Source organism: uncultured Nocardioides sp. (assembly GCF_902805925.1).
Lineage (GTDB): Bacteria > Actinomycetota > Actinomycetes > Propionibacteriales > Nocardioidaceae > Nocardioides.
This window is the reverse complement of the sequence record NZ_CADCUP010000029.1, coordinates 1-12001: the sequence shown is the minus strand read 5'-3', so window position 1 is coordinate 12001 and position 12001 is coordinate 1. Positions and strand designations below refer to the sequence as shown.

The following is a 12001-nucleotide window of genomic DNA, read 5'->3' as shown; positions in this document are numbered from 1 at the left end:
AGCGATCGACCAGGTCGGCGAGCGACGAACGCTGCTGGGTGATGGAGGAGCCGTCGTCGCGGATGCGCCAGTGGTAGACGATGTCCGGCACCACGTCGAAGGTGCCGCGCACGAAGGCGCGCGTGGTCGTCGGCTGGTCCTCGTAGCGCACGCCCTCCGACCAGCGGAGCCCTGCGTCGTCCCAGAACGACCGGCGGAAGACCTTGTTCCAGGCGAAGACGTCGCCGAGCACCTCGGGACGCTCGCCGATGCGGATGCTGCGAGCGGGCCGGTGCAGCCGGCGCATCCACGGCGGCTCGTGCAGGCCGAGGCCGGCAGGCGGCGGCGGCTCCCAGCGCAGCACCGAGCCGGTGGCGAAGTCCGAGCCGCTGGCCTCCAGGCCGCCGACCATCGTGGCGTACGCCGACGCGGGCACCACGTCGTCGGAGTCCAGGAACGCCAGGTAGTCGCCGCGCACGTGCGCGGTGCCGACGTTGCGGGCGGCGCCCAGCCCGGCATTGGCGGTGTGGACGACCCGCACCCGGTCGTCGCGGGCGGCGTACTCCTCGGCGATCTCGCCGGAGGCGTCGGGCGACCCGTCGTCGACGACCACGACGTCCAGCGGTCTGTGGGTGGAGGTCAGCAGGCTGTCGAGCGACTCGGGGAGCCAGTGCTCCACGCCGTACGCCGGGACCACGACGCCCAGCGTCGGCTCGCGCCGGCGCCTGCGTCTGCCGGCCCACCTCATGCCGGGGAGCGTACCGAGACCGTTCTTGTAGGCTCCCCACCCGTGAGAGCCATCGACGAGCTGAATCCCGAGGGCGTCCCGCGGAAGGTGCTCTTCGTCGCCGGCGCCGGCCGGAGCGGCACCAGCACCCTCTCGGGGATCCTCAGCAAGCTCGGCATGCACGTCCCGAAGCCCGAGGTGGTGGCCGACCCCTCCAACCCCAAGGGCTTCGGCGAGCCGCAGTGGGCCGTCGAGCTGCACGACCGGCTGCTCAAGGAGGCCGACGTCCAGGTCAGCGACAGCCGCCCCAGCGCCTGGTTCGAGACCGGGCGCATCGCCACCCGCGAGCCCGCCCGCATCCGGGTCGCCGACTGGCTCGAGGGCCACCTCGCCGAGCAGCCCGAGCTGGTCGTCAAGGACCCGCGCCTGAGCTGGTTCCTCGGGCTGTGGCGCGTGGCGGCCATCCGCACCGGGGCCACCCCGGTCTTCGCGACCATGCTGCGCCCGCCGGCCGAGGTCGTGGGCAGCAAGCAGAAGTACTACGCCAACAAGCTCGGCTCCGCGCACCTGACCGCCAGCTGGCTCAACATGCTGCTGCACACCGAGCGGGCGACCCGCGACAGCATCATCACCAAGATCGAGGGCTCTGCCGCGGGAGGGGCCGCGGGAGCGGCCGTGGGAGGGGCCGCGGGACGGGCCCCCGTGGGGGGTCGCGCGTTCGTGCGCTACTCCGACCTCCTCGACGACTGGGTCAAGACCACGATGTCGCTCGGTCACCAGCTCGACGTCCAGTCGGTGATCCACACCCGCAGCGACCAGATCCGCGAGGTGCACCGCTTCATCGACCCGGGCCTGCGCCGGGTCACCCTCAGCCTCTCCGACCTCGCCCTGCCCCCCCGCCTGCACGAGCTCACGGCCGAGACGTGGGAGGCGCTCAACCGGCTCGCCGACGAGGGTGGCGACACCCCCGAGGTGCACACCACCCTGGACCAGCTGCGCGACGCCTACGTCGAGCTCTACGAGGAGGCCGAGGCGATCTCCAGGTCCTCGGTCGTGGCGGCCCGGGTCGTCCAGGCCCGGGTGTCGGCCGAGGCAGACCGGCCCTCGCTGGTCGACCGGGTGCCGCACGAGGTCCGGGCCAAGATCCCGCCGTCCGTACGCCGCGGCGTGCGCCGTGCGATCGGCCGGGCGCGGGAGTGATCCCCATCGGGTCAGGCCGGGGCCTGACGAACGTCGAGGGCCACACCGACTACGACATCGCCTGGCCGTGGCACGAGCCCGGCGGCCTGCGGCGCGGCGCGACCGCGGTGCTCCGCGTGAAGAACGAGGCGCCGTCGCTGCCGTTCGTGCTCCCGCCCCTGCTGCGCGCCTGCGACGCGGTCCTCGTCGTCGACAACGGCTCGACCGACGGCACCCGCGAGGTCGCGCAGGAGACGGCCGAGCGCACCGGCCTGGCGCACCGGTTCACGCTGCTGGACTACCCCTTCGCGGTGGCGCGTGCCGGGGCGGAGCACCTGGCCCAGCACGAGCGCTCGGTGCACTCCCTGGCCTACTTCTACAACTGGTGCTTCTCCCACGTCACCACCCGCTACACCTGGAAGTGGGACGGCGACATGGTGCTCACCACCGAGGGCGAGGCCTCGATGGCCGACCTGTCGTGGCAGGTCGGGATGCAGGACGCGGTGATCCGGGTGCCGCGCCACGGGCTCTACCTCGCCGACGACCGGCACGGCTGGCTGGACCTCGGCCTGCGCAACATCGAGGAGTGGGGCTTCCCGATGAGCCCGGACTTCGTCTACGCCAAGGCGCCCGAGTGGGAGATCCGCACGACGCCCGGCCGGATCGAGCAGTTCGCGCTGCCGCAGGGCCTGTGCGTGGAGCTGAAGTACCTCGACGGCGACGAGTTCGCCCACTGGACCGACCCCGAGTCCTTCGCGACCAGCATCCGCAACCGCCGCAAGCGGCGCGAGTGGCACGTCTTCAACAGCCTCAAGGAGGGGATCGTGCTCGACGGCGTCGTCGAGCTGACCTCGCCCGAGGGCGTGCACATCGTCGACCACGTGACCCACGACTGGCTGCCCCGGGCGCCGCGGCCCTTCGTCGTGGACGACCCCGACCATGCCCGACTGCACCTGCGCGCCTGACCACGCACCGCAAGAGCGTGGGATGGGTCACTCCACGGGACCGTTCCCGCCGTTGCACCCCGGGGCGTAGGGTCGTGGTCGAACAGCTTCGAGCACATCGTCTGGTACCCGTCCCGGCTCCTCCGCACCAGCGGTTGGAGTGGTCGGAGGGACTGAAACGAGAGGTTCGTCCATGGACCACCCCCTGACGGTGGGTGTCGTCGGTGCCGGTCGTGTCGGTGCCGTCCTCGCCTCCGCCCTCCGCGCAGCCGGCCACGACGTCGTGGCGGCCGCCGGCGAGAGCGACGCCTCCCACGACCGCATCGCGGCCCTGCTGCCCGGCGTCGTCAACGACAAGCCGAGCGCCGTGGCGCGGGCATGCGATCTGCTCCTGCTCACCGTGCCCGACGACATGCTGCTCAACGTCGTCTCCATGCTGAGCGCCAGCGGCGCGATCCACGAGGGCCAGCTGGTGGTGCACACCTCCGGCCGCCACGGGCTCGCCGTCCTCGAGGACGCCGTCGCGGCCGGGGCCCGTGCCGTCGCCCTGCACCCGGCCATGACCTTCACCGGGACCGTCATCGACCTGCCCCGGCTCCCCGGCTGCGTCTACGGCGTCACCGCCGGCGAGGGCGAGCGCGAGGTCACCGAGCGGCTCGTGGCCGACCTCGGCGGCCGGCCGATGTGGGTGGAGGAGGAGAGGCGCACGCTCTACCACGCAGCGCTCGCGCACGGCGCCAACCACCTCGTCACGCTGGTCACCCAGGCGATGGAGATGCTGACCGTCGCCGGCGGCGTGGACCCCGCCGGCACGCTGCGCCCGCTGCTGTCCGCCGCCCTCGACAACGCGCTCGCGCAGGGCGACTCCGCGCTGACCGGCCCGATCGCCCGCGGGGACCTCAACACGGTGGCCGCCCACCTCGACGACATCGCCGCCTCCGCCCCGCACACGCTGCCGTCGTACGTCGCGATGGCGCGCGACACCCTCGACCGGGTCGTGGTCGACGGCCGGCTCCTCCCGATCCGGGCCGCCCGCATCGCGGCCCTGCTCGAGGCGGCCGAGGCCGCCGAGGCCGCGGGCGCCGTCGGGCAGCGAGGCCGGGCGGCGCGATGACCACCGGACCCGTCCTCGCGGAGACCCGCGAGGAGCTTGCCGGCCTGCTGTCGGCACCACGCACGACGGGACGCAGCATCGGTCTCGTCCCCACCATGGGCGCTCTGCACGAGGGCCATGCCAGCCTGGTGCGCGAGGCCCGTGCGCGCGTGGGCGAGGGGCCGGTGGTGGTGAGCATCTTCGTCAACCCGATGCAGTTCGGCCCCGGCGAGGACCTCGACCGCTACCCGCGCACGCTCGAGGCCGACCTCGAGCTCTGTGCCGCGGAGGGCGTCGACGTCGTCTTCGCCCCCGGCCTCGACGAGGTCTACCCCGGCGGCGAGCCGGCCGTGACGATCGAGCCCGGCCCCCTGGCGAGGGTCCTCGAGGGCGCGGTCCGGCCCACCCACTTCCGCGGCGTGCTCACCGTCGTCGCGAAGCTGCTGGGCCTGGTGCGGCCCGACGTCGCCGTCTTCGGCCAGAAGGACTACCAGCAGCTGACGCTCGTGCGGCGGATGGCCACCGACCTCTGCATGGGCGTGGAGATCCTGGGCGCGGAGACGCTGCGCGAGCCCGACGGCCTGGCGATGAGCAGCCGCAACCGCTACCTCGACACCGAGCATCGCAGGGAGGCGATGGTCCTCCACAACGCGCTCGCCGCCGGCCGGGAGGCCGGCGTCTGGGGCGTCGAGGTGGCCCTGGAGTCCGCCCGCGCGGAGGTACGCCGCGCCAAGCTGGTCGACCTCGACTACCTCGTCATCCGGGCCGCCGACCTGGGCGACCTGCCGGTCGACGTGCCCGACGGCACGCAGGCGCGGATCCTGGTCGCCGCGCGCCTGGGGAGCACACGCCTGATCGACAACATGCCCATCACGCTGGGGCGCGTCCCCACCCACGAAGGAGCCCGCTGATGCTGCGGACCATGATGAAGAGCAAGATCCACCGGGCGACGGTCACCCAGGCGGACCTCCACTACGTCGGCTCGGTCACGGTCGACGAGGACCTGCTCGACGCCGCCGACCTGCTGGCGGGCGAGCTCGTGCACATCGTCGACGTCACCAACGGCGCCCGCCTGGAGACCTACACGATCGCCGGCGAGCGCGGCTCCGGCGTGATCGGCATCAACGGCGCCGCGGCGCGGCTCGTCCACCCCGGCGACGTCGTCATCCTCATCGGCTACGGCCAGCTGGAGACCGCGGAGGCCAAGGAGCTGAAGCCGCACGTGGTGTTCGTGGACGCCGACAACAAGATCATGGCCACCGGGCTCGACCCCGCCGAGACCTTCGGTGCGGCGGGCCTGGTCCGCGGCGACCTGCTCGACCGCTGAGCCGATGACGTCCCGACCGAGGCTGCCCCAGCGCCTGACCGCGCCCCCACCGGGGTGGACCACCACCGCGGACGTCGTCGTGGTGGGCTCGGGCATCGCCGGGCTCACCGCCGCGCTGCGGCTGCGGCCGCACGTCGAACGGGTCCTCGTCGTCACCAAGGACGTGCTCGACGCCGGGTCGACCCAGTGGGCGCAGGGCGGCATCGCCGCGGCCCTGGGCCCCGGCGACACCCCCGGGCAGCACGAGCGCGACACGCTGGTGGCCGGGGCGGGCGCCTGCGACCGCGAGGCGGTCCGGGCGCTGGTGACCGAGGGACCCGAGGCGGTCCGTGAGCTCATCGCCCTCGGCACCGTCTTCGACCACACGCCCGGAGGCGAGCTGTCGCTGACCCGCGAGGGCGGCCACCTGCGCGACCGCATCGCGCACGCCGGCGGCGACGCCACGGGAGCGGAGATCCAGCGCGCCCTGATCGCCGCCGTCGCCGCGGCCCCCGACATCGAGGTGGTCGAGCACGCCCTGGCCGTCGACCTGCTGCTGGGCACCGGCGGCGACGGCGTGCGCCGCGTCGCGGGCCTCACCCTCCACGTCATCGGCGAGGGGCAGCGCGACGGTGTGGGGGCCGTGCACTGCCGGGCGGTGGTGCTGGCCAGCGGCGGGCTCGGCCAGGTCTTCAGCCAGAGCACCAACCCGGCCGTCTCCACCGGCGACGGCGTGGCGGTCGCCGCCCGGGCCGGCGCGGTGCTGCGCGACCTGGAGTTCGTGCAGTTCCACCCGACCGTGATGTACCTGGGACCCGACTCCCAGGGCCAGCAGCCGCTGATCTCCGAGGCGGTGCGTGGTGAGGGCGGCTTCCTCCTCGACGCTCCGCCGGAGGAGGGCGGTCGACGGTTCATGCAGGGCCGGCACGAGCTCGCCGACCTCGCCCCCCGCGACGTGGTCGCCAAGGCGATCACGGGGCGGATGCTCGAGACCGGGCAGCCGCACCTGTGGCTCGACGCACGGCACCTCGGCCAGGCGTTCTGGGAGCGCCGGTTCCCCACCATCCTCGCGGTCTGCCGCGAGCACGGCGTCGACCCCGTCACCGAGCTGATCCCCGTCGCCCCGGCCCAGCACTACGCCTCGGGTGGCGTGGCCACCGACCTCCACGGCCGGTCCAGCGTGCCCGGCCTCTACGCCACCGGCGAGGTCGCCTGCTCCGGGGTGCACGGTGCCAACCGGCTGGCCTCCAACTCGCTGCTCGAGGGCCTGGTGTTCTCGCGCCGCATCGCCGAGGTGCTCCCGGGCGAGCTCGTCGAGGCCGTGGAGCCGGAGCTCGACCCGCGCGTGCCGGGGCTCGTCGCGGGCGACGTGCGCCCGTCGCTGCAGGACACGATGACCGCAAGGGTGGGCGTCCTGCGCCATGCCGACGGCATCGCGCAGGCCCTCGACGACCTCGCCGGGCTGGCCGCGAGCGAGGCCGCCGAGGCCGGCACCGAGGCCTGGGAGACCACGAACCTGCTCACCGTGAGCACGGCCCTCGCGCTGGCCGCCGGGCGACGCGAGGAGACCCGCGGGTCGCACTGGCGCGAGGACTTCCCCGACCGCGACGACGCGGCGATGGCCGGGCACGTGGACGCCGTCCTGCAGCACGTCGACGGGCGTGCCGGCTTCCTCGTCTCCTTCACCCCCGCCCCGTCCACCGACCCGTCCGTGCAGGAGGTCATCGCATGACGTCGCTCTCCGACGTGCCCCCCGCGCTGCTCGACGAGCTCACGGTCGCCGGCCTCGACCCCGACCACGTGTGGTCGGTGCTGGGCACCGCGTTCCGCGAGGACCTGCCCGCCGGGCCGCCCGACCCGACCACCTGCGCCACCATCGCCGCGGACGCCCGTGCCGAGGCGGTGTTCGGCGCCCGCCAGCCCGGGGTGGTCGCCGGGCTGGGCATCGCCGCCGTGGCGTTCCACCACGCCTGCGGCTCCGACGTCCGCATCACCGACCGCGTCCCCGACGGGACCCGCGTCGAGGCGGGCGACGTGGTGATGCGGGTGGCCGGGCCCACCCGCGGCCTCCTCACGGCCGAGCGCACCGCGCTGAACCTCGCCTCCCACCTCTCCGGCGTCGCCACCGCCACCTCGCACTGGGTCGCCGCGCTGGAGGGCACGCGGGCGCAGGTGCTCGACACCCGCAAGACGCTGCCCGGTCTGCGCGCGCTGCAGAAGTACGCCGTCCGGTGCGGCGGCGGGGTCAACCACCGCTTCGGCCTGGCCGACATGGCGATGGTCAAGGACAACCACGTCATCGCGGCGGGCGGCGTCGTACCCGCGCTGGAGGCGGTGCGATCGGCCTTCCCCGGCCTCCCCGTCGAGGTCGAGGTGACCGACCTCGACCAGCTCCGCGAGCTCCTCGCCGCCGGCTGCGAGCGCATCCTGCTCGACAACATGGACGCGCCCACGATGGCCGAGGCGGTCCGCACCACCGCCGGGCGCGCCACCCTGGAGGCGTCCGGTGGGCTGACGCTCGACCGGGCCCGCGAGGTCGCCGCGACGGGGGTCGACTACATCTCGGTCGGGGCGCTGACCCACTCCGTGGTCGTGCTCGATCTCGGCATGGACCTCCTCGACGAGGCGGCCGGCTGATGCTGCTCGCGGCCGACATCGGCAACAGCCACACCGTCGTGGGACTCCTCGACGGTGACGAGGTCGCCTGCCACTGGCGGGTGTCCACCGACGAGCGCCGTACCGCCGACGAGTGGGTGGTGCTCGTCCGCGGCCTGCTCGCCGACGCCGGCCGGCGCGACGCGGTGACCGGCATCGCTGTCTGCTCCGCCGTGCCGTCGGTGCTGCACGAGTGGCGCGAGATGCTCGGCCGCCACTTCCACGCGGTGCCGTCGGTCGTGGTCGAGCCGGGCGTCCGCACCGGCGTGCCCGTGCTCACCGACAACCCGCGCGAGGTCGGCACCGACCGCATCATGAACGCCCTCGCCGCCCTGCGCCTGTACGGCGGCCCGGCGATCGTCGTCGACTTCGGCACCGCCACGACGTTCGACGTCGTCAGCCCCGCCGGCCAGTACGTCGGCGGCGCCATCGCCCCCGGCATCGAGATCTCCCTGGAGGCGCTGGGCAGGCGGGGCGCGCAGCTGCGCGAGGTCGAGCTGGTGCGGCCGCGCTCGGTGATCGCGAAGAACACCGTGGAGGCGCTGCAGTCCGGGATGCTGTTCGGCGTCGCATCGCAGGTGGAGGGCATCGTCGCCCGGATGATCGCCGAGCTCGGGGTCGACGCCACCGAGGTGACCGTGGTCGCCACCGGCCACCTCGCCTCCCTGGTGCAGGGGGAGTGCAGCTGCTTCACCGAGCACGCACCGTGGCTGACGCTGCACGGGCTGCGGCTGGTGTTCGACCGCAACGCCTGAGCCGCCGTCTCCCCGGCGCCCCTGTGGACGAGCGGCCGCGCCCGTCGGTGGATCCGGGCAGCATGGTCGGGGTCAGTGAGGACCAGCGAAGCCGGGGGCGTCGTGTACGGGGAGCCGAGGAAGATCAGGCAGGTCGCCGAGCGGCTGGAGGTGCGCGCCGACGCGGTGCGCGCGCAGGCCCGGGAGCTCCACACCCGCAGCCAGCGCGTCGCCTGGGTGTCCGTGGCCGCCGACCGGATGCGTGAGCGCGCCGCGGAGCGACGCGACGAGCTGCACGCCGTCGCGGATGCCTACGAGGCGGCCGCGGAGCGGGTGCGCGCCCACGCCGACCGGGTGCAGCAGCTCCTCGACCTGATCGCCGCGGTCGAGCGGCGGGCGAGCGCGCTCGTCGACGCGGTCGTCGACCTGCCGCCGCCGGGCCACCGACGATGGCTCGACCTGCCCGACCTCGTGCGCGGGCTGCGGCCGTGAGCGCCGTGGTGCAGCTGCCGGAGCTGCCGCGTCGGGTCGTGCTGACCCTGGCCGACCTCGTGCGGGCAGCGCACCTGGCCGACGCGCCGCTGCCCCTGCGCGTCGACGCCTCCGCGTCCGGCCAGCTCGCCGACCGCCTGCGCGGTGCGTCGCCGTCCTCGCGCGACGACGTGCGCCGCGCCCTCGGGGAGCCCGACCACCTCGGCGAGCTGGGTCTCCTCGACGACGGCGACCTGGTGCCCGAGGCCGCCCTCGCCCTGCGGGTGCTCGCCGGTGGCTCGCTGACGGTGCGCCTCGACCTGGTGGCGCGGCGCCGCGGCGGCGTGGTGCCGCTGCGGGCGTGGTTCGGCGTCGGCCCGGGCCTGGTGGCGCAGCTCTCGACGTCGAGCGGGCGCGACCTCGAGCTCGCGTGGTTCGCCCCGGAGCTCTGGACCTCGCAGCTCGTCCGCACCCTCGCCTTCTCGCGCCCGGCGCCATCGGGGAGCGGGCTCCCGGAGTCCGTCTCGATGCCGAGCGAGGACCTCGTCGCGGGCTGTGCCGCGGTCCGGGCGGGCCGCACCGACGTCCTCGGTGCCTGGTCGCCCCGGCACGCCGCCGCCGTCACCGCGCTCGAGGCGACCTGCCGGGGCCGGCTGCGGGTGCTGGTGCGCGGTCGTGGCCGCGCAGCCGTCACGTCGTGGGTGCTCCACGACGACGGCTGGCGCGAGCTGCGCCCCGGTCCGGCGGCGACGGTCCGGCTGCGCCGCCGCGACCCTCGCGTCATCGCGTCCTGGCTGGCCCCCGCCGTCGCCCGTGCCGCGGCCGGGGGTCCCCGGTGACCGGCGAGGTGCCGATCACGGTGACCGGCGGCGCCGGCGGGGTGGCCGCGTCGTACGACGACCTGGCCACCCTGGGCCTGCTCTACGGGCTGCTGGGCGGTGAGCTCATCGAGGCAGCCTGGCGTGACAGCCTGGAGGCGGCCGACGGCGACCTGGTGCTGTCCGCGGTGCTGTCCCCGACGACCTTCGCCGAGGCGGAGGCCGAGATCCTGGCCGCCACCTACGGCCCGCACGGGCTCGTGTCGCGAGCGGTGCTCGTCGAGGCGCAGAGCTTCGCCTTCGCGGCCGTCGTCGACCTCTACCGCGCCGCCGACGCCCTGCAGCGCGCGGCTTATGAGTCGCTGAGCTACGGGCTGGGGCTCTCCCTCGGACTGCAGGTCGTGCCGCTGACGCTCACCAGCGGCCTCGCCCTCCTCGTGGTGCGGCAGGCCGACCCCGTGCTGGCCGCCGGCCTCGACCACGACGTGGTCGCGTTCCTCGAGGCGCACCCGGAGGTGGTGCAGACCCTCGCCAACGGCGCCGGCGGCCTGCTCGACGGCCTCGGCTCGCTCCCGGTCAGCGGCACCTTGCTGCGGGCGCTCGGCGTCGAGGGCCCGCACCTGAGCACCGGCTCCGCGGCCGCCGACCTCGGGGAGCTGCTCTTCGGCGACCGTGCGGGGGTGGCGGTGCCGGTCCACCACGAGCACCCGTACGCCGCGCCCGTCCGGCTCGAGGACCTCGTCGGTGACCTCGCGGCCACGGCGGAGGGCGGCGACGGGGCGATCACGGTGCAGCGGCTGGTCGGCGCCGACGGCGACGACCGCTGGGTCGTGCACCTGCCCGGCACGGACACGTTCGCCGACGACGGCCGGGTGCGCGACATGGGGTCGAACCTCGAGCTGATGGCCGGTGACGACACCGCCTACGGCCAGGGCATCGAGCAGGCCATGGGTGCGGCCGGGGTCGGGCCGGCCGACCCGGTGCTGATGGTCGGTCACTCGCAGGGCGGGATGCAGGCTGCCGCGCTGGCCGGTGACCCCGACTTCCCCTACCGGGTGACCCATCTCGTCACCGCGGGGGCTCCGGTGGCGACCAGCGACCTCCCCGACCACGTGTCGGCGTTGTCGCTCGAGAACTCCGCCGACCTCGTGCCCGCCCTCGACGGGGAGCCCAATCGCGACCGGGCCTCCCACACCACCGTCCGGGCCGACCTGCGCACGGGCAGCCTCGGTGCCGGCGGGGGCAACCACGGCCTCGCCCTCTACGCGGCGGTGGCGGGCGCCGCCGACGCGAGCGAGGACCCCTCGGTGCGCGCCGCGATATCGGGAATGCGCGACGCCGGATTCTGGGGAGCAACCGCGACGCAGACCTTCGCCTTTCGCATCGACGTCGCAGTAGAGCCGGGTCGCAGCAATATCGGCGGATACCCGCGCGTTATCGACAATGCAGCGTGAATACCTTGCGGCAATTTGTCTTCCCTCGCTATCCGGGCCACACTGCGAATGCAGAAGCAATGTCGGCTAGTGAATCGAGGAATTGTCATGGCACAAAAGGTGAGCATCATCCTGGTCGACGACATCGACGGTGGCGACGCTAGCGAGACCGTGCAGTTCGGGCTCGACGGCACCACCTACGAGATCGACCTGAGCGACACCAACGCCAAGGCGCTCCGCGACGCCCTGAGCGGCTACGTCGGTCACGCCCGCAAGGTCGGCTCGGGCCGTCGCAGCAACCGGCGTTCCGGCGGTGGGGAGTCCTCGGGCTCCAACGCCAAGGAGGTGCGTGCCTGGGCTCGCGAGAACGGCCACGACGTGCCCGAGCGCGGCCGGATCCCCGCCGACGTGCGCGAGGCCTACGACTCCGCGCACTGACCCCGGCGCCGCGCCGAGGGGCCGGCGCGGCGGGCGGGTGCGTTCGCTCTCAGCGGACCCCCTCACTCCTTCACCCGGGAACACGTAGGCTGGGCCAAGAGTTGGACCATCGGACACCCAGCCTGTCCGACCCTGATTTCCCACTGCCTCAGCGAGGCGAGGAGTGCACATGTTCGAGCGGTTCACAGACCGAGCCCGTCGAGTTGTCGTGCTGGCCCAGGAAG

13 protein-coding genes are annotated in these 12001 nt (G+C 74.1%); 12 read left to right on the top strand and 1 reads right to left on the bottom strand.

Going from position 1 to position 12001, the window contains the following annotated elements:
- Positions 1-727, bottom strand: a 727-nt coding sequence (locus QZX64_RS01720) for a glycosyltransferase family 2 protein (RefSeq protein ID WP_295656446.1), incomplete at its 3' end; no start/stop codon positions are given.
- Positions 728-769: 42 nt separating this feature from the next.
- Between QZX64_RS01720 and QZX64_RS01715 the strand changes: the two genes are divergently transcribed.
- The 12 genes from QZX64_RS01715 to QZX64_RS01660 all read left to right on the top strand — a co-directional run bounded on the left by QZX64_RS01715 (position 770) and on the right by QZX64_RS01660 (position 11777).
- Entirely contained in the window at positions 770-1906 is a 1137-nt protein-coding gene (locus QZX64_RS01715) for a sulfotransferase family protein (protein ID WP_295656445.1), read from the top strand.
- Positions 1903-2850: a hypothetical protein gene (locus tag QZX64_RS01710; RefSeq protein ID WP_295656444.1), complete on the top strand. Its 948-nt coding sequence runs from the start codon at positions 1903-1905 to the stop codon at positions 2848-2850. Before QZX64_RS01715 ends, QZX64_RS01710 begins: the two co-directional genes overlap by 4 nt.
- 172 nt (positions 2851-3022) lie before the next feature.
- Positions 3023-3943 (top strand): Rossmann-like and DUF2520 domain-containing protein, encoded by a 921-nt coding sequence (locus QZX64_RS01705; protein WP_295656443.1) that lies wholly within the window; start codon positions 3023-3025, stop codon positions 3941-3943.
- On the top strand, positions 3940-4833 hold the full coding sequence (gene panC, locus QZX64_RS01700; RefSeq protein WP_295656442.1) for a pantoate--beta-alanine ligase: 894 nt from the start codon (positions 3940-3942) through the stop codon (positions 4831-4833). Before QZX64_RS01705 ends, panC begins: the two co-directional genes overlap by 4 nt.
- Positions 4833-5249 carry an aspartate 1-decarboxylase gene (gene panD, locus QZX64_RS01695; protein ID WP_295656441.1) on the top strand — a complete coding sequence of 139 codons (417 nt, stop codon included), beginning with the start codon at positions 4833-4835 and terminating at the stop codon, positions 5247-5249. The genes panC and panD overlap by 1 nt, the downstream gene beginning before the upstream one ends.
- Before the next feature lie 4 nt (positions 5250-5253).
- On the top strand, positions 5254-6960 hold the full coding sequence (locus tag QZX64_RS01690) for an L-aspartate oxidase (protein ID WP_295656439.1): 1707 nt from the start codon (positions 5254-5256) through the stop codon (positions 6958-6960).
- The gene (gene nadC, locus QZX64_RS01685; RefSeq protein ID WP_295656438.1) at positions 6957-7865 is read left to right on the top strand and encodes a carboxylating nicotinate-nucleotide diphosphorylase; all 909 of its coding nucleotides are present in this window, start codon (positions 6957-6959) and stop codon (positions 7863-7865) included. Before QZX64_RS01690 ends, nadC begins: the two co-directional genes overlap by 4 nt.
- Positions 7865-8638 carry a type III pantothenate kinase gene (locus QZX64_RS01680; protein WP_295656436.1) on the top strand — a complete coding sequence of 258 codons (774 nt, stop codon included), beginning with the start codon at positions 7865-7867 and terminating at the stop codon, positions 8636-8638. Before nadC ends, QZX64_RS01680 begins: the two co-directional genes overlap by 1 nt.
- A 75-nt stretch (positions 8639-8713) precedes the next feature.
- A complete protein-coding gene (locus QZX64_RS01675) occupies positions 8714-9109 on the top strand; it encodes a putative T7SS-secreted protein (RefSeq protein ID WP_295656434.1) in 396 nt (131 codons plus the stop codon).
- Positions 9106-9927, top strand: coding sequence for a hypothetical protein (locus QZX64_RS01670; protein WP_295656433.1), 822 nt, complete (start codon positions 9106-9108; stop codon positions 9925-9927). Before QZX64_RS01675 ends, QZX64_RS01670 begins: the two co-directional genes overlap by 4 nt.
- Positions 9924-11360, top strand: a complete 1437-nt coding sequence (locus QZX64_RS01665) for a hypothetical protein (protein ID WP_295656431.1) — start codon at positions 9924-9926, stop codon at positions 11358-11360. Before QZX64_RS01670 ends, QZX64_RS01665 begins: the two co-directional genes overlap by 4 nt.
- An 87-nt stretch (positions 11361-11447) precedes the next feature.
- Positions 11448-11777, top strand: coding sequence for an Lsr2 family protein (locus QZX64_RS01660; protein WP_295656430.1), 330 nt, complete (start codon positions 11448-11450; stop codon positions 11775-11777).
- Positions 11778-12001 lie beyond the last annotated feature (224 nt).

Excerpts from the sequence above, each read along its gene's own strand:
- nadC (WP_295656438.1), top strand. The coding sequence starts at position 6,957 with ATGACGTCGCTCTCCGACGTGCCCCCCGCGCTGCTCGACGAGCTCACG.
- QZX64_RS01690 (WP_295656439.1), top strand. The coding sequence starts at position 5,254 with ATGACGTCCCGACCGAGGCTGCCCCAGCGCCTGACCGCGCCCCCACCG.
- panC (WP_295656442.1), top strand. The coding sequence starts at position 3,940 with ATGACCACCGGACCCGTCCTCGCGGAGACCCGCGAGGAGCTTGCCGGC.
- QZX64_RS01705 (WP_295656443.1), top strand. The coding sequence starts at position 3,023 with ATGGACCACCCCCTGACGGTGGGTGTCGTCGGTGCCGGTCGTGTCGGT.
- panD (WP_295656441.1), top strand. The coding sequence starts at position 4,833 with ATGCTGCGGACCATGATGAAGAGCAAGATCCACCGGGCGACGGTCACC.
- QZX64_RS01660 (WP_295656430.1), top strand. The coding sequence starts at position 11,448 with ATGGCACAAAAGGTGAGCATCATCCTGGTCGACGACATCGACGGTGGC.
- QZX64_RS01680 (WP_295656436.1), top strand. The coding sequence starts at position 7,865 with ATGCTGCTCGCGGCCGACATCGGCAACAGCCACACCGTCGTGGGACTC.